16 protein-coding genes are annotated in these 20,836 nt (G+C 46.0%); 6 read left to right on the top strand and 10 right to left on the bottom strand.

The features are described from left to right. Positions 1-44: 44 nt before the first annotated feature. Genes ACO0KZ_RS02945 through ACO0KZ_RS02935 form a run of 3 tightly spaced genes read right to left on the bottom strand, consistent with a single transcriptional unit; the run spans position 45 to position 1,667 of the window. Complete coding sequence (locus ACO0KZ_RS02945; RefSeq protein WP_422992549.1) at positions 45-443, bottom strand: hypothetical protein; 399 nt, start codon at positions 441-443, stop codon at positions 45-47. A 51-nt stretch (positions 444-494) separates the two neighbouring features. Continuing rightward, the gene (locus ACO0KZ_RS02940; RefSeq protein ID WP_422992547.1) at positions 495-1,301 is read right to left on the bottom strand and encodes an RNA polymerase sigma factor; all 807 of its coding nucleotides are present in this window, start codon (positions 1,299-1,301) and stop codon (positions 495-497) included. A gap of 18 nt (positions 1,302-1,319) precedes the next feature. Further along, a complete protein-coding gene (locus ACO0KZ_RS02935) occupies positions 1,320-1,667 on the bottom strand; it encodes a YciI family protein (protein ID WP_422992545.1) in 348 nt (115 codons plus the stop codon). A 339-nt stretch (positions 1,668-2,006) separates the two neighbouring features. Here ACO0KZ_RS02935 and ACO0KZ_RS02930 point away from each other — a divergent pair, with 339 nt between their 5' ends. Then, the gene (locus ACO0KZ_RS02930; protein WP_422992543.1) at positions 2,007-2,423 is read left to right on the top strand and encodes a BLUF domain-containing protein; all 417 of its coding nucleotides are present in this window, start codon (positions 2,007-2,009) and stop codon (positions 2,421-2,423) included. Positions 2,424-2,592: 169 nt separating this feature from the next. Here the strand turns inward: ACO0KZ_RS02930 and ACO0KZ_RS02925 are convergent, their stop codons facing one another. Together ACO0KZ_RS02925 and ACO0KZ_RS02920 are read right to left on the bottom strand one after the other, a co-directional pair. Further along, on the bottom strand, positions 2,593-4,962 hold the full coding sequence (locus tag ACO0KZ_RS02925; protein ID WP_422992541.1) for a M1 family metallopeptidase: 2,370 nt from the start codon (positions 4,960-4,962) through the stop codon (positions 2,593-2,595). 159 nt (positions 4,963-5,121) lie between these two features. Next, positions 5,122-5,643, bottom strand: coding sequence for a DNA-deoxyinosine glycosylase (locus tag ACO0KZ_RS02920; protein ID WP_422992539.1), 522 nt, complete (start codon positions 5,641-5,643; stop codon positions 5,122-5,124). A 62-nt stretch (positions 5,644-5,705) separates the two neighbouring features. Here ACO0KZ_RS02920 and ACO0KZ_RS02915 point away from each other — a divergent pair, with 62 nt between their 5' ends. Beyond that, positions 5,706-6,362, top strand: a complete 657-nt coding sequence (locus tag ACO0KZ_RS02915) for a hypothetical protein (RefSeq protein ID WP_422992537.1) — start codon at positions 5,706-5,708, stop codon at positions 6,360-6,362. Between the two features lie 68 nt (positions 6,363-6,430). Here the strand turns inward: ACO0KZ_RS02915 and ACO0KZ_RS02910 are convergent, their stop codons facing one another. From ACO0KZ_RS02910 to ACO0KZ_RS02890, 5 genes are all read right to left on the bottom strand, one after another. After that, the gene (locus ACO0KZ_RS02910) at positions 6,431-8,866 is read right to left on the bottom strand and encodes a GH92 family glycosyl hydrolase (RefSeq protein WP_422992535.1); all 2,436 of its coding nucleotides are present in this window, start codon (positions 8,864-8,866) and stop codon (positions 6,431-6,433) included. 56 nt (positions 8,867-8,922) lie between these two features. Further along, entirely contained in the window at positions 8,923-10,296 is a 1,374-nt protein-coding gene (locus ACO0KZ_RS02905) for a glycoside hydrolase family 47 protein (RefSeq protein WP_422992533.1), read from the bottom strand. Positions 10,297-10,353: 57 nt separating this feature from the next. Further along, complete coding sequence (locus ACO0KZ_RS02900; protein ID WP_422992531.1) at positions 10,354-11,259, bottom strand: carbohydrate kinase family protein; 906 nt, start codon at positions 11,257-11,259, stop codon at positions 10,354-10,356. After that, complete coding sequence (locus ACO0KZ_RS02895) at positions 11,252-12,490, bottom strand: AGE family epimerase/isomerase (protein ID WP_422992529.1); 1,239 nt, start codon at positions 12,488-12,490, stop codon at positions 11,252-11,254. The genes ACO0KZ_RS02900 and ACO0KZ_RS02895 overlap by 8 nt, the downstream gene beginning before the upstream one ends. Positions 12,491-12,661: 171 nt before the next feature. Then, positions 12,662-14,098, bottom strand: coding sequence for an MFS transporter (locus ACO0KZ_RS02890; RefSeq protein WP_422992527.1), 1,437 nt, complete (start codon positions 14,096-14,098; stop codon positions 12,662-12,664). Positions 14,099-14,631: 533 nt separating this feature from the next. On the opposite strand from ACO0KZ_RS02890, the gene ACO0KZ_RS02885 reads away from it, so the two are divergent. The 4 genes from ACO0KZ_RS02885 (at position 14,632) to ACO0KZ_RS02870 (ending at position 20,767) form a co-directional block, all read left to right on the top strand. Then, positions 14,632-16,029 (top strand): metallophosphoesterase family protein, encoded by a 1,398-nt coding sequence (locus ACO0KZ_RS02885; protein WP_422992525.1) that lies wholly within the window; start codon positions 14,632-14,634, stop codon positions 16,027-16,029. A 130-nt stretch (positions 16,030-16,159) separates the two neighbouring features. Beyond that, on the top strand, positions 16,160-18,436 hold the full coding sequence (locus tag ACO0KZ_RS02880; RefSeq protein WP_422992523.1) for a TonB-dependent receptor: 2,277 nt from the start codon (positions 16,160-16,162) through the stop codon (positions 18,434-18,436). Positions 18,437-19,063: 627 nt separating this feature from the next. Further along, positions 19,064-20,332, top strand: coding sequence for a porin (locus ACO0KZ_RS02875; protein WP_422992521.1), 1,269 nt, complete (start codon positions 19,064-19,066; stop codon positions 20,330-20,332). Between the two features lie 12 nt (positions 20,333-20,344). Continuing rightward, positions 20,345-20,767: a hypothetical protein gene (locus tag ACO0KZ_RS02870; protein WP_422992519.1), complete on the top strand. Its 423-nt coding sequence runs from the start codon at positions 20,345-20,347 to the stop codon at positions 20,765-20,767. The last annotated feature ends 69 nt before the right edge of the window (positions 20,768-20,836 follow it).

The following is a 20,836-nucleotide window of genomic DNA, read 5'->3' as shown; positions in this document are numbered from 1 at the left end:
GTCGATGGGGATCTTGCATTCGACGCTTGGAGAATGACGTGATGCTAATTCATTTGCTTCAACCGTTTCTGTAAAAAACCACGTGCAGCTTGATCTGTGCAAAGACCGATGGCTAACTTGTAAGCGTGCTTTGCGTCATTAATATTGCCGCTTAATTGGTGCAAATGCGCACTGGCTGCCCAGTACGGCTGGTAATTGCTTAGACGTTCCTTTAAATCTAAGTCGTCGCATAGTTGTTCTAGTTGGGCGAGCGCGATTTGTGGTTTTACAATTTCTGCCAGCGCGACTGCGTGATTGATCGCAACTACGGGTGACGCGGTAAGTTGGAAGAGTTGGATATAGAGCTTATGGATGGAATGCCAGTCAGCTTTGCCTTGGTGTCGGCGCACGGTGTGAGCGGATTGGATAGCGGCTTCGATTTGGAAGCGACCGTATTTGTGCATCTGGCTGGCATGGCGTAGGCATTGTTCGGCCTGTTCAATTTTATCGTGATCTCATTGCCGACAATCTTGTTCTTGCAGTGGCACGTATTTGCCTTGTGCATCGTGCCTCGCTTGCCGGCGTGATTCTGCATAGAGCATGAGGGCAAGGAGGCCGAAAACTTCTGGCTCCTGTGGTGCGAGTTGACTCAGTAGTTGCGTTAGCCAAAGGGCTTCTTCTGCCAGATTACCTTGCTGAATATCACCATCGCTGGTTTGTGACCAGGCAGTCGTATAGATGCTGTAGATTGCATCGAGCACCGCATCTAAACCATCGCTGATCGCGCTTTGGTCAGGAATCGTTAAGCGTATTCTCGCGACCCGAATTTTGTGTTTGGCCCTGACTAAGCGTTGTGCCATATTGCTGGGCGCGATTAAGAAGGCCGACGCAATGCTGGCAGCATCAAATCCCAGTAAGGTTTGCAGCATGAGCGGCGCGCGTATGCTGCGATCAATCGCTGGGTGAGTGCAGGCAAACATGAGAGCCAGTCTTTGATCAGGTATCGCTTGCGGGTCGTTTTCGACGGCAGTTTCATCGATTAGGTAGCTGAATTCTTCTTGATGACGTTGTTGCGTCTGTGCGCTGCGTGCTTGATCTATCAATTGGCGACGTGCGACGGTGAATAGCCAAGCTTCGGGATTGGTGGGCACGCCTTGCTCTGGCCAGGTTTTCAGAGCTGTTTCAAACGCCCCAGCAAGTGCATCTTCGGCACTTGCCAGATCGCCGGAACGTACTGAGAGCATCGCCAGCAAGCGACCATAGCTGCGCCGCACCAGTGATGTTATCAATTGCGAGTTTGTTTGATCGGATTGTGCTTGCATAGACAAAGTTGCTGCAAATTACATAGGCCAGATCGGACGTACCTCGATGGAACCAATGTGGGCGCTAGGACAGCGCGCAGCCCAGCTGATCGCTGTATCAAGATCGGGAACTTCAATAATATAAAATCCGCCTAACTGTTCTTTGGTGTCGGCATAAGGACCATCGAGTAAGTTGGTTTTGCCCTCGCGGATACTGACTGTGGTAGCAGTGGTGGATTCGCGCAGTCGTTGTCCTGCAACTAAGATACCAGCTTCTATCATGGCATCGGTGTAGGGACCATAGGCGGCGATGATCTCACCTAATGCATTTTGATCCATGGCGGCTTCGACGGCTTCGCTGGTAGCGATGAGTAATATGTATTGCATAGTGTTCTCCTAAAAATAATAAAAAATCATACTAAGTAGGAAGCTGGCTTTTGTTTCTATAGTGTTCAGGATTGGTATGAAGCTCCAATGCACTCCATCGATCTTTGCCAGTTTCAAGACAATGACGTTTGAACTCGGTGTAAATCGACATGCGTTGGTATTTTATGGCGAAAATTGATGGCTTTTTTGTTTGAAGGCGCTTTCTTCGCTGATTTTGTCACGAAAATATGCTTGTAAGCGCTCTGCACACGTGACCATAAATCTCTATAATCTGCGACCCATGTAGCGTCTCTGCCCTTTTTCATTTCCTATCTTGATCTTTGAAAGTATTGAATAATTATGATGATCCGCTTAATTTATGCTAGCCGGGCAGTGAATTTGGGACCGGCTGATGTTAAAGATATTTTGGCAAGTTCGCGCAAAAACAATCAACAGCTTGCAGTCACAGGTGCGCTTAGTTTGTCGAATGGCATTTTCTTGCAATGTTTGGAGGGCGAACGTTCAGCGGTGAATGCACTTTACCATCATATATTGAAAGACAAGCGACACAATAAGCCTGAAGTATTGGCACTAGAAGAAATTACGCAACGTCAATTTACCGGATGGAACATGGGCTTGATTGCCGCAACGACTGAGAACACAGCGCTGTTTCTAAAATTCTCCCCGACAGCCGAATTTGACCCGTTTCTCATGTCAGCACCAGCATTAAAAGAATTTTTTGCGGAAGTGATAAGCAATGCTAGATGGCTAAGTTGATTTTAGTAAGTAAAATTCTTGTCGCGTAGCGGGTCTATTTAAGATACTGTCCGGTTCGTCGAGAACGTGCAGGTTAGATTCATGAATCAATTGTGAATAAAGCGATTAAGACAAAAAAATACGCGTCAAGAAAGTAAATTCGTGACGCGTATTTTTTATTACTTAGGGCTTATTTCTTAGCTTCAGTTTTTGCTTCATCCTTCTTTTCATCTTTATTTAAAGGCGTATTGAAGTCGATCATCATATTGCCTGTAGGTTGATTCATCTTGAATAATTCCAAACGCGATTTGGTCATTTTACGTGGCCAGGAATTATTATTGAGATCTATGTCCGCAGTTTCCAGATAAGGATCTTGTGTCAAGCTGACCATAGGTTCATCGGTGACGATCAACTTAGTCAGCTTCTTGGAGTTATAACGCCATACTTCAGCTGGAATACGTTGTATAACTTTTTTACCGCTTTGCAGTTGTATCTCTAAAATCAAAGGCATCACCATGCCACCCACGTTAGAGAAATCGGCCAGGTAATAGTACTTGCCTGACTTCAGCATGGCTTTTTCATCTTCATCTAAGGTTTTCATCAGATCGTTGTAGTTATTGCGATCTTTGTTGGTGACGGTGAAATCATCATGCTCGTTATAGAAGTCTTTCAGGCCTGCCTGGTTGTCGATACGGCGCGGTAAAACACCTTTATTGCGTTGCACTGCGAGTGATACAGGCTCTTCATTTTTCTGCGCGCGTCTCCAGGCTTTTTCTACTTCAGGATCTTTACTGGATACTTGATACTGTGTGATGCCATCAATACTGATATCGACTGGATCTGTAGTGTAGAACCAGCCGCGCCAGAACCAGTCCAGATCGGTGCCTGAAGCATCTTCCATTGTGCGGAAAAAATCGGCGGGTGTCGGGCGTTTAAATTTCCAACGACGGGCATATTCTTTGAACGCGAAATCGAATAATTCACGCCCCAAAATCGTTTCACGCAGGATATGTAATCCAGCGGTTGGTTTAGCGTAAGCATTATTACTAAACTGCAGCACCGATTCTGAGTTCGTCATGATAGGTGATTGGTTTTTACTGCGCATATAGTCAACGATGCCGCGTGGTTCGCTCGGAAACAGGTCAAGATAATTTTCTTCCCAAGCGCGTTCCGCCAAGGTTTGCATGAAGGAGTTCAAACCTTCATCCATCCACGACCATTGACGTTCATCGGAGTTGACGATCATAGGGAAATAGTTATGGCCAACCTCATGAATGATGACGCTGATCATCGCGTATTTGGTTTGCTTGGAATAGGTCAACGCGCCGGTCTTTTTGTCCTTAGTCGGACGACCGCCATTAAAAGCGATCATAGGATATTCCATGCCGCCTTGTGGACCGTTGACTGATTGTGCGACCGGATACGGATATTCTAAGCTGTACTTATTGTATTGTTCGATGGTGTGAATCACAGCTTGCGTGGAATATTGACCCCATAAAGGATTGGCTTCTTTCGGATAGAATGACATCGCTAAGCCTGAGCTACTGCCAGCTTTGTAGCCTTGTGCATCCCATATAAACTTACGTGATGACGCCCAAGCGAAGTCGCGCACATTTTTAGCTTTGAAGTGCCAGGTTTTGGTAGAAGTAGCGCGGGATTTTTCTGCTTTCTCTGCTTCTTCTTGCGTGACGATGACCACTGGCTTGCTCGCTGTACGTGCTTGTTTTAAGCGTTCGCGTTGCGCAGCAGTCAATACCGTATCGGCATTGCTGAGTTCACCTGTCGCTGAGATGATGTGATCGCTAGGTAAAGTGATTTGTACGTCGTAGTCGCCAAACTCCAAAGTAAATTCACCTGAGCCAAGAAACTGTTTGTGTTGCCAGCCATAGACATCATAGTAAGCAGCCATGCGTGGATACCATTGTGCGATCTCAAAGATATCGTTTTTATCTTCTTTGAAATGTTCATACCCAGTACGCCCCCACAACACCATGCCGTCGGTGATATTGTATTTCCAGTCCATACTGAAGATGAACTTTTCACCTGGCTTCAAACTCTGTGGCAGATCGATGCGCATCATGGTGCGGTTGATCACGTATTTGAGTGTTTGGCCATCGGCGCCTTTGACACTGCCAATCTTAAAACCACCGTCAAATTTAGCATGCTCGTTCAGGCTATTCATCGCTCCGAAGCTCATGGCGTTTGGATTTTTCCAGGCATCTCTGGATGGATACGTTGCCGTGGTGTTGGCATCCGAGTCTGGTTTGAAAATATTCTGATCTAATTGCACCCACAGGTAATTCAATGTGTCGGGTGAATTATTGTGATAGGTGATCGTTTCTGCGCCAGTGATGGCACGTTTTTCTTCATCTAAGCTGGCACGGATCACATAATCGGCACGTTGCTGCCAATAGGCATGACCCGGCGCACCTGAGGCGGCGCGTATCGAGGTCGGGGTCGGTAAAAGATCTTCTATCTGTCGAAACTTATCGTCCGACTGTGCATTGGCCAATGTCGGAAGTGCGACACATGCCAGCGCAAACAAAGTGGATAAACGCATTCTGCTGTCTCCTTGGAATAAATGAATTTGGGAAAAATGATGTTGTTTAAGCCACTTGGTTTCCCTCTTTGTTAGAGCAGCTTGTAATACTTAAGTTCTGCCTTTTTGGGAAAATATATAAATATAAGTATAGGCGCAGATGTAAGTTTGTTATTGTGGCTACTTATCAAGCATTTGCCATGAGGTCAACTTCAACGCATAAGCCATAGTGTGCGCAGGACTGCTAGAGGGAAGATGAAGAATGCGGTAACGTGTTTGCTGTTCACCCAATATCTTTAAACCTATCTTGCCTGCGGTAGCGCCGTTGAATGCAATGGTATGTAGCCGAGGCAGTGTGCTGATTAAGCTCAATAAATCATTATCGTCTCGCTCACGTATTTGGCTATCTAGGCTACCACGACGTTTTGCCTGAGCGACGACATCCCATAAGCCGATATGATGTTCTAAAAGCGTTTGTAAACGTAATAGGTATTCTTGCTCAACTAGATTAACCGAGATTAATTCAGATAAGAGATGCCAAAAGCGATTTTGAGGATGCGCGTAATATTGCTGCTGAGCGAGTGAGGCGTCACCGGGTAAACTACCTAAAATTAAGATGCACGTATTGACGTCAACCACTGGAGCAAAACTTCGTTTGCTTGTTTCGGCATTGAACATCTTAGTTTGGACGGCAAGTGGCATAAGATAGTGAAAATAATCGTTGTTGATAGATTGATTGAAGCGTTTTCTTTAAGGTGGATTATATGAGATTTCTCTTGTACCTATTTTCCCTTGTTTTTGTTAATGGCCTCCTCACGAGCGATGCCGAAGCACAAACTGCTTCCCGCAATGCTGGTGCTGGATGCACGTGGAAACCCTACGAGTTTAAAGAGTTAGGCGTACGACTATTGTTTAAAGACTGCAAAGACCCAACGGCACACTACGAATTACATCAGGAGGGCGATTGGATCAAAATGCGCCGACCATCTGATCCTGTGACATTTGGCAGTCAATACTTAATTCGCGTGTTATCGAAACCAGCTGATCAAAGCATCACTGAGTCGATTCAAAGACAGTTTGTAGCGCAGATCGTAATTAACGATTCGACTGATAAAAGTAAGAATCAGCGAGACCAAATTGCAGCGCGTAAGGAGTGCGGTGTCGTTGCGAAAGTAAAGTGGAATGATGATCCTTTGCTACAGCGTTTTGAGATCATCCCCAAGCCTGGAAAATACAAACGTCAAATCGATAGGCAACTACAAAAAGAGCCGCGCGACTTTGGGTGCGGTGAGTATGGCGCGGGACAATCAACAACTTATTTTGAGTATCATCCGCAGCAGTCGGAGACTAAGTTCATTTATGTGAATTTTGGTTGGGACGAAGATGCTTTGTTTGATGAGAAGACCATCGTGTTCTTTTGAGCTAAATTTTTCTATATTGTCGATATTGTAGGGCAGGTCAGATTGCAGCTGCCCTACTAAACTCAGACTTATTTTATTTTGCTGATCAAGCCGACTGGCAAAGCATCCAGCTGGCTTCCCCATGGTTGCGGTGTTGGATGTAAATTAAATTCTAATTTTCCACCCGCCTGAATTTGCTCCCACGTCAGAAAAACCTTGTTCTGAGTTTTTCCCTGAAAGTGCGCATTTTGGATATAGCTAGTTTGTTGCGCTTGATGATTATTAGCATTGATGTGCAAGATCTTTCCATTGCCTAAATCAATTTGTGCCTGTGCGAATTTAGGGGCATGTATTAGGAAGTCGCCTGTGCCCGGTGTTGATGGATAGATGCCTAATGCGCTGAAGATATACCACGCCGACATCGTGCCGAGATCGTCGTTACCGGTCACGCCATTGGGGGCATTGCTGAACAACGTTTCAGCAGCACGGGCGACGGTGGTGGTTTTCCATGCCTGACCTATGTGGGTGTACATCCATGGTGCGTGCAAATCAGGTTCGTTATTCGGATTGTAGCGATATTGATTGTAGTAGCTGTAAGGGCCTACCACCCAGTCTTTACGCACCGCTTCATAGGGATTTTTTTGTAGTGCATCGAGCGCGAAGAAAGCATCGAGACGTTTGCCTGCTAATTCGCGACCGCCCATGGCTAGCACCAATCCAGCAACGTCCTGTTGTACCAGCCATTGATATTGCCATGAGGTGCCTTCATGGAAGCCGTGCTCTGAACGTGGACTGTAGCTGCCGTCAATCTCGGTGTACCAGTCACCATTATCGATACGAGCACGCGGAAATCCTTGAAAGCCTAGTTCCTTATCGAGTACCGTTTTGTCCCAAACGTTTTGCCAATTTTGCGCGCGTTTTTTCAGGATAGTGGCGTCATCCTTTTTGCCTAATCCGATCGCCATATAAGCGAGTGCACCATCTGCCTGCGCATATTCCATGGTAGCAGAGCCACCATGGTGGGGATCGACGTCCATGCCTTTGGCGGGAAATGCGCGGTCGTATTGCACGAAACCGTTTTGTAAGTAATTCGGATTACCAGCGCGACCTTGGGCTCGCACTTTGAAAGCTGGAACGCCAAACGCGTTTTGACGCAATGCTGCATAGGCTTGTTGCTCTTTGCCTTTGAGTGCACCATAGCGCCATAAGTCCACTAGGAAAGGTGTGACTGGATCGCCAGTCATCACGTTGGTTTCATAGCTGGCATAACCCCAACGTGGCAGCCAGCCACCTTGTTCGTGAATCTTGAGTACGGAGTTTGCGATATCTTTGGCGCGTTCAGGACGAATCAAAGCAATCAATTGATTCTGAGCGCGGTAGGTATCCCATAGAGAAAAATACTCGTAGTAGGTTTCCTTCTTTTTGAGATCGACCGTATGCAATTGATTGTCCCAACCGCGATAACGACCATCCACATCATTACCAGTCAATGGCTGCAAAAGCGTGTGATACAAGGCGGTATAAAAGACGGTGCGTTCATCCTGACTGTCACCTGTGATTTTGATGCTGCTAAGCTCTTGTTGCCAGGCGTTTTGCGCTAGTTGACGCATACTGTCGAAGCTCAATAACTGCCCTTGCACCATCCCTTCGGCACGCAAATTTCGGCGCGCGCCTTCTGCATCCACATGGGAGATGGCCGTAATCGCAGTAACCGGTTTTTGATTGCTGACATCAAAGGTGAACCACGCACCATGAGGGCGAACTTCACCTTGTTGACTAAAACTACGTATGCCTTCTTTGCCACCCGCTTCATTCCACACACCATGAGTTTTGAAAGGGCGATCAAATTCCATACGGAACCAAGTGATGTATTTGGTGCCACCACAAAAGCTTAGGGTAACGATTTTGCCTTCTATGGTGTGATCGTCGATGACTTGCAAACTACTGCCAGCGACATTGTGACGTTCGTTTGCCTGCCCGACGTTGACCAAGATATGGCCTTGTGTCGTGGCCGGTGCGAAAGTATAGCGCTCGGCTGCGGCACGTGTCAGCGCGGTTGCTTCAGCGGTAATGCCGCCATAGCTGCTTAGTTTAATTTTGAAATAACCAGCATTGCCGACTTCGCCTTCGTGCGTATAGCTAGCCGCGTATTTTTTGTGATCAAAGCTACTCGCTTTGCTGATATCGAAATCGCCACCAGCTTGTATGCTACCCGTTACCGGTAAGACGGACAGTTGACCACCTTGTTCCCAGCAACCAGCACCCGATAAAAAGAAATGCCCAAAGCCACGGATTTTAGGATCAGTGTAACGCCAGCCAGAATAATGTTCGCCGATGGGGCTTACTTGCATCATGCCAAAAGGCGCGGACGCACCAGGGAAGGTGTTGCCGTCGTCTTGGGTGCCGATGAAGGTGTTGACTGGCGTGGCAGACAGCGTCGTGGATTGGGCAAAACAAAGCTCGTTAGACCAACCGAGAGTAAGTAGTGAAGTGAGCAGTGCGGTCGTAAAGCGGATCAATTTCAAAATAATCTCCTGCTAGCTTTTTATGTTGGAGGGCTGTAGGTGCTACTCTCTTCTCTTTACTTCGGCAAGCGCAAAGGATGTGCCTCAGTATTAAACGTCACATTGTCAAAATCAAGCGCTGATTTTGGCGCGAATAAGAGGTAGTAGTATTTGAAAGTTTCAGCGAATAAGAAACTTTCCATGGAGTCTGTTTTAGCTTTAGTGCGCACATCTTTTAATGCCGCATAACCCGCTTTCTCACGGCAATAGCGCACAAAATCTTCGAAAAATTCTTTGCCCATTTCTCGATATTTGACGTCACCCGTTGCGCGATATAGATAGTAAGCGGATTCTATGATCTCGGGGCGCAAGGGATAGCCTGCGGATTCGACTGTCATTTTTTGGTAGTCTAAAGATTCAGGTTCTATGCCGTGTAGACGCCACATCTTGAGACCAGATTCTTGCAGTCGTTTAGCGCGATCTAGGTCGCCACCTAATACTAATAAAGCAGGCATGAAAGCGTCGAGTGAACCATACAGTGTCGCGTTACGCTTGCCGGTTTCCATATTGGCGTGACCGTACCAGAAACCGCTAGCGGCTTCATCGCCTAAATTTTGATTGACGCTCTTAATGCTGTTATCCCACATGGTTTTGCAATCTTGATCGCCAAATAAGCGCCAGCATTTATAAATGTATTCGTAGTAGGAGTCGATGCCACCGCCGATATGCGAACTTTTATTGGTCCAGACACCTGTCACGACGTTGATGTTAGAGCCGACCAAGCCGATGTCGGAGCGACGTTCGTAGGTAGCGACTAAAGCTTTTTTGGCCTTGTCGTAGTACACAGGCTTATTAGTCAATTTGCTCAGCATGCCGAATTCCAGCAGCAGCGTTCCCGTCTCAGCCGGATTACTAACGTCGCCACGCACTTTGCCAGTTTTGAGATTGATGTGGGTGTACGGCATGCCAGTGGGTGAGTCGAATACGGGAAGCAGTCTATCGCCGAGATCCTCGGCTAATTTTAATAATCGCTTATCCCCAGTCATCTGATAAGAGGACAGCAAACCGCCTAACAGACGGATCGTGATTTCGAAATTTTGTACGTAAATGTCTTGATCAAAGTTGAGCTTGGTCGCGATTAATTCCTGCGCTTCTTTTGCTTCTTTCTTTAAGCCCATGATTAGCAAGGTATCGAGTGCGTCGACCGGTGTCATCAAGAGGGAAGTGCCATACCAATCGTGATTTGATTTGCTCAGCGGTTTTAAGGCGTCATGACCCCAGGCGTATTGTTTGTAGGCTAGCCAGGCATGTTGCGTTTCGCGTTTCACTTTGTTTGCCATGGTCCGCGATTGGGCTTCGCTCATATCTGCGGCATGGGCTAGATTTGGTTGAAAACTGGCGCTGAACGCTAGCACTAACAATACGCAACTTGTTTTTAATGTCTTAAGCATGTGATGTCTCTTCCAGTTTGGTGCGTTTTATAATTTTTGAACGATGAATTTAGCTATTTAGCTACTGAGCAGCGCCGAAATCTGTTCTACGCTTGGCGCCTGGGCACCTGCAGCGAGGCAGGCTGCTGCGCCGCTAGCGACGGAAAATTCCAAATGTTGTTGCCATGATTTCTGTGGTGCGGTGTGCAGGCTATATAGCAGTCCAGCAATGCTGGCATCGCCAGCACCTACGGTATCGATAACATGTATCGTGGGTGGTCGCGCCGACCAAGACTGATTTCCTACATACAAAGTGGCGCCGGCCGCACCGCAGGTGTAGAGCACAATGGCATGGGGATTGAAGCTTCTTAATTTCAAGAATGCAGCATCGATATCCTGAGTCCTAAATAGTCCACAGATATCATCGTCGGATACTTTGATCACGTCAGCTAAAGCACACATGCTGCGTAACCTGTCATCGTAGCGCGCATCCATCAAATTGCGGAAGTTGGGGTCGTAGCTAATCTTGACGCCTTGTTGTTTGAGTTGTCTGGCTAGCTTGACCAAAGTATTCGCCAAAGGCTCACGTGCCAGACTGATGCCACCAAAATGTGCCCACTTTAAACGTTGATCCCAGCCTTGAGGTAAGTCGTTCGGTGCAAAGTGTAAATCTGCGCTATCGTTGCCGATAAAAAAATAGCTAGGTGGCGAGGTTTCGCCGACAATGGCAAGTAATGGCGAACGCTGAAAGCGTTGAATCAGGCGTAAATCCAATCCGGCTTTTTCACTCGCCGCATACAAGGCATCACCAAATAAATCCATGCTGATACCGCCGGCAAAGCCAGTACTTAAGCCTAACTTCGCAAGACTGCGTGCTACGTTCCAAGTTGAACCGCCGACCAGACTTTGCCATTGATCCGGCCCAGTTCTGATCATGTCGGTCAATGCCTCGCCAGGGCAAACGAATTGAGGGAAATTAGCCATGATGCGCGAAAGCTCCCTGTTCGTTAATCACATTTAGCACTTCATAGCAGGCACCCATGGTGTGATAATCGGTCTTGCCCGCTGGGCTTTTTTCATCACTGATTTTGCTGTTGTCGTTGCGCAGTATGCGATACCAGGCACCATGTTGATGATCAATAAAATGCACCCAGCTATAGTTCCAAATCTTGTCATACCAAGTCCAGTAGTCCTGATTGCCAGTGCGCTTGGCCAAACAGGCAGCGGCGGCGAAGGATTCGGCTTGTACCCAAAAGTATTTGTCGCCATCACAAACACTACGATCTGGCGCAAAGCCGTAGCAAATGCCACTGTGTGTTTTATCCCATGAGGTTTCCATCGCGATAGCAAAGAGTTTTTCTGCTGTTGGAAGTAACCACGCACTATCGCCTTGCAAACGCTCAGCGTAACCATCAAGTAACATTAAGAGCTTAGACCATTCTGTGAAATGTCCTGGTTGAAAACCCCAAGGACGGAATAGATTCGCTTTGTCGTCCAGGTTGTAATTCCAATCTATCTTCCATTGATTATCGTAGTGTTCCCAGATCAGGCCATCAGCTTGAGCGGCTTTTTGTTGTGTGATTGATTTGGCGATTAATTCGGCTCTGTGTAAAAAAATCACATCTGCTGTGGCCTGATAGGCTGCAATCATCGCTTCGCAAGAATGCATGTTGGCATTTTGTCCTCGATAGGAATCTAAGACCTGCCAATCTTCGCTGGCCTGATCGGCATACAAACTAAACTTTGGCTGCCAAAATTTTTCTTCCATTAGGTAGGCAGTTTCGTAAATGTAGTCGCGCGCTTCGCTTAATCCCGCCATGAGCGCATGAGAATAGGCGAGTAGGACAAAGGCGAGGCCGTAGCAATGATTGTTGCCATCAGTGATTTGCTTTTGCCCGTCTTGCCAATGCAATTGCCAAGCGTAGCCACCAGTAGTAGGGTTGCGATGTACGTCGCGTAGAAAAGCAATACCGTGTTTGACTTGCTCTAGATAGGCAGGGACTTGAAATTGGCGATACGCCATCGCATAGTTGAATACAAAACGTGTACTACTGACCAAATGGCGACTGGCCGTATCGTAAACAGTGCCATCGTCCTTAAAATAGTGAAAAAAACCGCCGCTAGGATCGATGCAATGCAGGTGGTAAAACGCCATGGTTTTTTGGATATGCTCGGTTAGCGTCGCAGCAGAGCGAAAATCTGGATGTGAAGTCATTTGAAAAACTCGTCAAAATACGGTAATCCTGAATGTACCTGACAAGTTTTTTTGCTTCAATATTTGTGCAATATTGGGCTGTTGTTTATAGGGTTTACTAAACAAAAAAGGCTACTCAATTTGGTTTGAGTAGCCTTTGGTCGCGCTTCTGTATCGACGTTTTCGAAAAGACTAGTGCGCCAGATCGACTTTTTGACTCAAATCGATGCCTTGCGCTTTCAAAATCGCTTTCACTTTCCAAGCATAAAATGCCAAGTAAGCGAAACAAACGACGCCCACGATATAACTCATTTGGATGCCAATTTGATCAGCTAAAGCGCCTTGCGCCCAGCTGACAATTCCACCACCCATGATCATCATGATTAGATAATTACTGCCTTGACCAGTGTGTCTGCCCAAGCCTTTGATTGCCAATGCGAAGATGCATGGCCACAAGGTGCTGCAGAATAAACCGATGCTAGTGAAGGCGTACACACTGGTCATGCCTGTGGTGTTCATGCCTATGAATAGACCGATGATACCGAGCAGCGAAAATATCAGCAGCATGCGCGCAGGATTGCCTTGGCTCGCTATGTCAGCGCCAATCAAGACCAAAATAATGGCACCGTAGACATAGAAATGGCTGAGGTCATGTTGTGCAAATGCATTCACACCCAAGAACACAGAAAAGGCCAAATAGGGGGCCAAGAATTTGACAATCTTTGCTGCGCTGGCATCAAACCCGAAAGCTTCTACCGCACCGGTCCAACGTCCTATCATCAAACTCGCCCAGTATAAAGAAATGAAAGGGGCGATGTCTTTGGTCATGAAGCCGAGTTTACTTTCCATGTAGGCTGGTAAATTACTTGCAGTTGACACTTCCACACCGACATACAGAAAAATGGCAATCATCCCCAAGACCAGTTGCGGGAATTGCAGCGCAGAGGTCTGCGTACCGTCATTGCTATTAAGATGCGCTTCTGGAACAGCCGGGCGATCAGGAATAGAGGAAAACTTTAAAAGCACGGCAACCAACAAAAATGCTGCACCCAAGATCAGATAGGGCACTTTGACGCTCTCGATACTGATGGCGTTGTTTGTTGCGGACGGCGCACCGAAGATCGCAAAGCTGACGATCAAAGGACCAATTGTGGTGCCGAAGTTATTCACTCCGCCGGCTAAAGTCAAACGTTGTGAACCGGTTTCGTGGGAGCCCAATGCGATTGCTAAAGGATTGGCTGCAGTTTGTTGTAAAGAAAAACCGAGACCGACGATGAATAAGCCGGAGAGCATCAAAGGAAAGGACCCTGTGTTCGCAGCGGGATAAAATAATAAGGTACCTAATGCTGAAATGCCGAGGCCGAGCGCCAAGCCATTTTTGTAACCGATGCGATTAATTAGATCTTCTTTGATCAATCCCGATACCAATAGATATAACAATGAACCGACTGTATAGGCGACATAAAACGCCAGCGAAACAAACTGGCTTTGGGTTTGCGTTAAATGAAAAGCTTGTTTAAAGACGGGGATCAGAATGTCATTGCTGGCGGCAACAAAGCCCCAGAAGAAAAACACGGTGACCAAGGGCGCAAATTGAGCCCATTGGGTACTAGCAGGTTTTGTCGTCATAATTGTCTTTTATAAGATGACGGAGTCACGTGGCGTTTCGATTGAGATTAGCAATCGAACTACGCTTCATTCCTTACCTGGTCTCCGTCGTTTGTTCATTATTATTGATAGGAGATTGATCTATAGCTGTTCGTACAGCGCGATCCCTAGCTGGCGAACTCGAGCAACATTTTGTATCAATCAAAAACGGCAACATGATGTTATAACGTTCTGGTGGGATTTGTACATGTGAACAATAAAAAATATTTGCTGTTTATCGTGTTTGCTAAACGAGCGAGTTTGCGTGTCTTTGACTTTTTGTATAAGGCATCTTCAAAAATGGTGTAGAAAATTTACGATTTCTGTTGCTAGTCTAGACAAAATAATTTCTTACCTGGCAGCTTGTTCATCAAGCGGACATATTTGCAGATTAGATTGATTCTCTTTTGATTTTTCTTTGGAAATAATTTATGGTGCGGGCAAATTTTTTGGTTGGAAAACAGAAATTAAAAAACGCGTTTTTGTTTTTTCTTTCGCTCGCATCACGTGCAGTAGTGTTTATCGCTCTTGGCGGGCTTTTCACACTGAATACGCAAGCTGCGGAAAAATCGCTTACTTCACATGCATCGACCACGGTATCGACATGGGTGGTGATGGGTGAAAATGGGCAATCGGTGGTGCGTAGTTTGAGCACGGCGCAGCAATGCCCTATGTTGAAACAAGATAGTAAGTCGAAAAGAATGCTGCTGCGTGCTCCTGCGGAAACCATAGCACAACGAAAAACCGCGAGTAGCGAGATTGATTCAAAGCCCTCTGCTTTCCCTCTGATTACCTGCGAAGCAAAGCTACTTCCTTCAGTAAAAAAAGCAAAAGTCGATGGCGTGTCGGTTCCATTAGCCAAGTCGGTATTTCAACGTATCGTGGTGATTGGGGATACTGGTTGTCGCATGAAGAAGGCGGATGATGCCTTTCAGGCTTGCAACGATAAAGAGAAGTGGACATTTAATGAGGTTGCCAAAAAAGCTGCCAGCATGAAGCCTGATCTGGTGATTCATTTGGGTGATTATCATTATCGCGAAAACGTTTGTCCAGATGGAAATCAGGGATGTAGCGATAGCCCTTGGGGTTATGGTTACGATGTTTGGAAAGCGGATTTTTTCGAACCCGCCAAGCCTTTATTGCAAGCGGCACCTTGGGTTATGGTGCGGGGTAACCACGAATCTTGCTCTCGTGCTGGCCAAGGCTACTGGCGTTTTCTTGATCCACGTCCCTATGTCGCAGGACGTGATTGCGATCTTGAGCAAAACGATATGGTCGGTGATTACAGCGAACCTTACGCTGTGAAATTGGGTCGTAGTGGTGGACAGACAGCACAATTGATTGTGTTTGATTCTTCCAAAGTACCTGGAAAAAAACTAAAGAAAGAAGATGCAGCGTTTGCTATTTTTAGCGAACAGTTCGCCAAGGTCGATGATATCGCTGAAGCTGCTGATTTCAATATTTTTATGAATCATCACCCAAGCCTGGGCTTCGCTGCTTCGCATAAAGCCGACGGCAGTGTGGAATTTAAGCCGGGTAATCAATCTCTACAAGCAGTGATGCAAGAGCGGCACCCGCAACGTTTGTTTCCCGCGAAAGTACAAGCCGTTTTATCCGGTCACGTACATTTGTTTCAGGCGGTCAGTTTTTCATCCAATCATCCGACACAGTTTGGGTCAGGGAACGGTGGTACCGCGATGGACAAGCCTCTACCAAATCAACTTCCTGAGAATGTCACACCATTTGAATCCGCCGTGGTCGACCATTTTAGCAATAGTAATCAAGATGGTTTCATGCTGATAGAACGTAAGCGAGATAGGTGGATTATGAGTGCCTTTGATAAAGAGGGTAATCGGATGACGCAATGCAAATTGCAAAATGCAAAAACTAATTGCACAACCAATCTAAAATGATTTGTAACAAAGAGCTAATCGTCATTTGATTTGTTGCTATGTCATCGAGCTGTAATACGCCTTTCATCTTTAAGTCATAAAGGGTTCTTAGACTTCACGCTTTTCTCTCTCGTGATTGTTTACAACCTTTATGACTAACACAACATCTCAATTTTCCCGTTCATTTCTCGCTGCGCAAGTTGTGCTGGCATTAAGTGTTATGGCTGGCACGCAAACTTCCTTTGCACAACAAGCTGTGATCGGTAACGATCCTGTCGTGCCCGCTAACAATCCGGCGACGGCAGGTGTTGTGAATGCGGACGGAACAAAAGCCGATGCCGATTCTGCACTCGATGCCAAAGCGATTACCAACCGCGTGGTGATTTCAGGTAAATCGGTAGCGACTCGTGCACCTGTGCAGGCTTCCTTGAAAGCGACCCAACCACAATCCATTATCACAGCGACCTTCATCGAACAAACTGTCACACCTTTGGCCGATTTTAATGCCGTAGCACGGATTGCGCCTAGCGTTGGCGGCGGTGTCTCCGCGAATGGCGCTGGCTTGGCTGAGACTAAGGTTTCGCTGCGCGGTTTTCAAGATGGTGAATACAATATGACCTACGATGGGATTCCTTTCGGTGACACGAATAACCCGACGCATCATTCCACGTCGTATTTTCCAGCGCGTATCATTGGCGGTATGGTCGTTGAACGTGGTCCTGGCAATGCAAGCAATCTAGGTCAAGCGACTTTCGGTGGCTCCTTTAACTTGTTTTCAAAAGAGTTGTCGGCGGATGCGAACTTTAGTCCTTATGCGACTTTCGGTTCCTGGAATACGAAGATGTATGGTTTTCAAGTGGACACCGGTATTTTAGATAACTTTGGTGGCTTGAATATGATGTTTAATGCCTCTCGTTTGAGCACAGATGGTTATCTGACACAAAGCGCGGTACGTGAAGACAACTATCAATTCAAAGCGCAAAAATCTGTGGGTGACGATACGCTCATTACCTTCTTCGCGACCTATAACAAAATTCACAGCAATGTGGCGGATAAAGGCGGCGTGACACTGGCGCAGGTAGAGAAATTCGGCAAAAACTATGCCTTGAATTTAGATCCGACAAGTCAAAATTATGTGGGCTATAACTACAATAATAAAAAGACTGATTTCGAATACCTGAATGTGCAAACAAAAATCGCCAACTGGGTTGTTGATAATACTTTGTACACCTATGCCTACAATAACGATACCTATTCAGGTCAAGATGCTAGCGGTGCGACAGCCAATGGCACCAAAGCTGGCCCGACAGGGAATAAGAATGTTCCTGGCTACAATAAGCTGAATTCCTATCGTGTGAAGGGCGATATTCTTAAGTTGACGAACAAATTTGATGCGGGCCTGTTGCGTGCTGGTGTGTGGTTTGAAACGTCGGACACTGATCGTCATACCTACAATTTGGATATGACATTGGGAGTACGAAATCCTAAAGAAGCGACAGCACCTAAAGACATTTCGTATGAACAAAAATCTTCTTGGAAACAATACCAACCCTTCGTTGAATTTGAATGGGCAGCCACAGCAGATTTGACGATCACACCAGGATTGAAGACGATTAATTTCAAACGTTCTTTGGATGCACAAGTCAACCAAGGCACGCGTATTCCAACCAAGGCGGATCAAACTTACACAGCGACGCTGCCGTTCTTGACGGCAAACTACAGCATAGACAAAGAAACTTCTGCCTATGCGCAAATTGCTAAAGGCTTCTTGGTGCCGGATCTGTCTATGTTTTATGTGAATAATCCAAACTTGAGTAAGCCAGAGCCACAAACTTCGACTAATTATCAAATAGGTGTGGTGCGTCAGTCTGCAGATTTGGTTCTCGATGCCGATGTTTACTACATCGATTTCAATAACAAAATTGCGTCAACTGGAACAGGAAATGATTTGATCTATTTCAATCAAGGCGGCGTGGTCTATAAAGGTGTTGAAGCCTCAGCTACCTACTATTTGGGGTCTGGTTTTTCTGTACACGCCAATGGATCGATCAACAATGCCAAAACCAAAGCTAACAATTTACAAGTAGCGAAAGCACCAAAGTCCACGAGTGCGTTTGGTTTCTTGTATAAGGATGGCGCTATTTACGGTTCTTTATTGGCGAAAACAGTTGGTGAGCAATTCGCGAAAGACGGCGAGCCAGCCGCATACAAGATTGACGCCTACACATCGACCGATTTCACGATCGGCTATCGCTGGAAAAATGTTGGGCGCTTCTTGAAGAATTTGAAAGTGCAAGTGGGTATCGATAACGTGTTCAACAAAGAATCTACGATATCTATTTCTCCCAATAGCAAAGGTGCACAATTTGATCAATATGCATTCCAGCCTAAGCGTAGCTGGTCTACTTCTGTGAGCGCCGACTTCTAATTTGCTTCAAACTCAGTCTTTCAAAGATAACTTGAGAGATCGTATTGTTTTAAAAGCCTAGTGATGTGAGTCGCTAGGCTTTTTTTTGTATCGCTTGTGAGATTGGTAGTGTTCAGAGCAAGTCCGCGAACGATCGGATAGTCGTTGTTTTTGTAGATGGGCATTGTGAGATATTGTGTCTTGCTCAATGGCAATACTAATCTGACATAGAATACGGACAGGGATAAGCGATGTGTTTGTGTTTGAAGAGGTAACAGTTTTTAACGCTGAGTGCATGATATTTGTACCTACTCGTGTACAAAGAAAAGAGGTGTTTTTCTTGCTTAAGAACAAATAGCCTGTTGTAAAAAAAGAGCAGAATAGTTTTTATACGGAAATAACTTTGACGAATTTTATAAAGTTGCTAGTATGAATTTGAGCTGTGTTGGATTTGTGGCATCACTATCTGTGCTCATTTTTGTATAAGAAGTCTTGACCCGCTATTTATTCTGTCCTATCAATTCTTTAGTGATCCAATTGCTTCAGAATTGGGATTACATTTGCTCCAGTTTTAATGTTTGTTCTCGATTTTGTTTTTATTTCCTCTGAGACTCTTCACATCTGTTTTTAATAATAAAGGAAAGCAATATGAAAGCGCATTACATTTATCCCTTGGTGTTAGCAAGTGTCACGAGTGTGGCACTGGTTCCAGCGGCACGGGCGGACGATTTAGCTGATTGGCTTAAGATCGATGGCTTTGGAACGATTGGAGCTTATAAAGGTAGTAGTGATAAGGCTGGTGTACGCGTAGACACCAGGCAGAGTACTTATTCACTGAATGACTGGCGATTTGATGGTGATACGCAAGCTTCAATTCAAGCGACCTTGAATCCTCACGGGAAATTGAAGGCTGTGTTGCAGCTGATCTCGAAGAAAGATATTAAGAGCAGTAACAAACCGACGGTCGAATGGGCTTATGTGTCATATCCACTCACGTCTGAATTTGATGTCAAAGTAGGGCGTACCGTCGCACCCATTTATTTAATGTCCGATTACCGTAACTTAGCTTATGCTCAGACTACAGTGCGTCCTCAGTCTGAAGTTTACCAAGTGAATCCTATCTCTTTTCAAGATGGCGCTACCGCTCGTTGGGAGAAAAAAATAGGCAGTGGTACGGTGCAAGTGGAAGGATTTTTCGGAAAGGCGAATGTTAGTGTTGCTCTTGGTGAAGTTGATTTAGACAGAGTCAAAGGTCTATCACTTAAATGGTCGGATGGATCATGGGCGATTCGTGGCGGCTATTCTAAGTACAATGCGTCGTTGACAGCACCTAGCGTTGCAGCAACGATTAAATCTCTGGTGTCATTGCCGAGTGTTGTATGCAGCAATTGCAGTACGGTTATTCCAGCAGTTGCGTCATTGACCGGCATCACCGCGAACATCTCTACACTTGGTCTGTCCTATGATGATGGCGTGTGGATTGCGCAGACTGAATGGACTAAACGTAAGTCCTCTTCTGTGGTCATAAGTTCTGTATCTGCATGGGATGTCCTTGGCGCTTATCGTTATGGTGATTTCACACCTTACATCGGCGCTGGTCGATACAATACCGATCAGTCGAGTCCAGGCCTATTAGCGGGAGTCGCCGCACCAGCCGCATTTAAAACACAACTCAATTATCTGAATGCATCGTACATCGGTGTAGGCAAGGGTGACAGAGACGTGATTACGATGGGTGTGCGTTGGGACTTTGCAAAAAATTTAGCATTGAAAGCTCAGCTAGAGCGAATAAAAATGGACTCACCAGAAATCGGTGCATCGAGTTATGTGCAATACCCCACATCAATGTTGGGTAAGCCAAATGGTTTCGACGGTCGCGTATCGATGTTTACGCTCAATCTTGACTTTGTATTCTAAGCGAGGCCTGACATGAAATTATTAACTAAAACATTTTTAGGTCTGGCTTTGCTTGCTTCGTTTCAGATCGCGCAAGCAGAGCATGTGATCGTGGTATCCGCAAAAAGCACAGTGGGCAATCTAACTAAAGATCAAGTCGCTGACATTTTTTTGGGAAATAGCAAAGAGTTTCCAGGAGGCGGTCAAGCCTTACCATTAATCTTAGCGAGTGGTGCGGTACGTACCGAGTTCTTTGATAAGATTCTTGGCAAAAACGAAGCGCAAGCGAAAGCGATTTGGTCACGTTTGGTATTTAGTGGCAAAGGTAGCGCGCCAAGAGAGGTCGCGGATTCAGCTGAAGTCGTCAAGTTAATCGCGGCGAATCCAAACTGCATCGGCATCATAGAAAAAAGTGCGGTGAATGCTAGCGTGAAAGTTGTACTGACTAGTCAATAGGTAGCTGACTGGTAGCTGCTAGTTCCAACAAACGAAAAAAAACCGAAACCTCGTTGAAGTTTCGGTTTT

It is taken from the genome of Undibacterium sp. Di24W (assembly GCF_049340325.1).
GTDB lineage: Bacteria > Pseudomonadota > Gammaproteobacteria > Burkholderiales > Burkholderiaceae_D > Undibacterium.
Note: the sequence above shows the minus strand (reverse complement) of the source record. Positions and strands in the feature narration are given on the sequence as shown.

Excerpts from the sequence above, each read along its gene's own strand:
- ACO0KZ_RS02945 (WP_422992549.1), bottom strand. The coding sequence starts at position 443 with ATGCACAAATACGGTCGCTTCCAAATCGAAGCCGCTATCCAATCCGCT.
- ACO0KZ_RS02940 (WP_422992547.1), bottom strand. The coding sequence starts at position 1,301 with ATGCAAGCACAATCCGATCAAACAAACTCGCAATTGATAACATCACTG.
- ACO0KZ_RS02935 (WP_422992545.1), bottom strand. The coding sequence starts at position 1,667 with ATGCAATACATATTACTCATCGCTACCAGCGAAGCCGTCGAAGCCGCC.
- ACO0KZ_RS02930 (WP_422992543.1), top strand. The coding sequence starts at position 2,007 with ATGATGATCCGCTTAATTTATGCTAGCCGGGCAGTGAATTTGGGACCG.
- ACO0KZ_RS02925 (WP_422992541.1), bottom strand. The coding sequence starts at position 4,962 with ATGCGTTTATCCACTTTGTTTGCGCTGGCATGTGTCGCACTTCCGACA.
- ACO0KZ_RS02920 (WP_422992539.1), bottom strand. The coding sequence starts at position 5,643 with ATGCCACTTGCCGTCCAAACTAAGATGTTCAATGCCGAAACAAGCAAA.
- ACO0KZ_RS02915 (WP_422992537.1), top strand. The coding sequence starts at position 5,706 with ATGAGATTTCTCTTGTACCTATTTTCCCTTGTTTTTGTTAATGGCCTC.
- ACO0KZ_RS02905 (WP_422992533.1), bottom strand. The coding sequence starts at position 10,296 with ATGCTTAAGACATTAAAAACAAGTTGCGTATTGTTAGTGCTAGCGTTC.
- ACO0KZ_RS02900 (WP_422992531.1), bottom strand. The coding sequence starts at position 11,259 with ATGGCTAATTTCCCTCAATTCGTTTGCCCTGGCGAGGCATTGACCGAC.
- ACO0KZ_RS02895 (WP_422992529.1), bottom strand. The coding sequence starts at position 12,490 with ATGACTTCACATCCAGATTTTCGCTCTGCTGCGACGCTAACCGAGCAT.
- ACO0KZ_RS02890 (WP_422992527.1), bottom strand. The coding sequence starts at position 14,098 with ATGACGACAAAACCTGCTAGTACCCAATGGGCTCAATTTGCGCCCTTG.
- ACO0KZ_RS02880 (WP_422992523.1), top strand. The coding sequence starts at position 16,160 with ATGACTAACACAACATCTCAATTTTCCCGTTCATTTCTCGCTGCGCAA.
- ACO0KZ_RS02875 (WP_422992521.1), top strand. The coding sequence starts at position 19,064 with ATGAAAGCGCATTACATTTATCCCTTGGTGTTAGCAAGTGTCACGAGT.
- ACO0KZ_RS02870 (WP_422992519.1), top strand. The coding sequence starts at position 20,345 with ATGAAATTATTAACTAAAACATTTTTAGGTCTGGCTTTGCTTGCTTCG.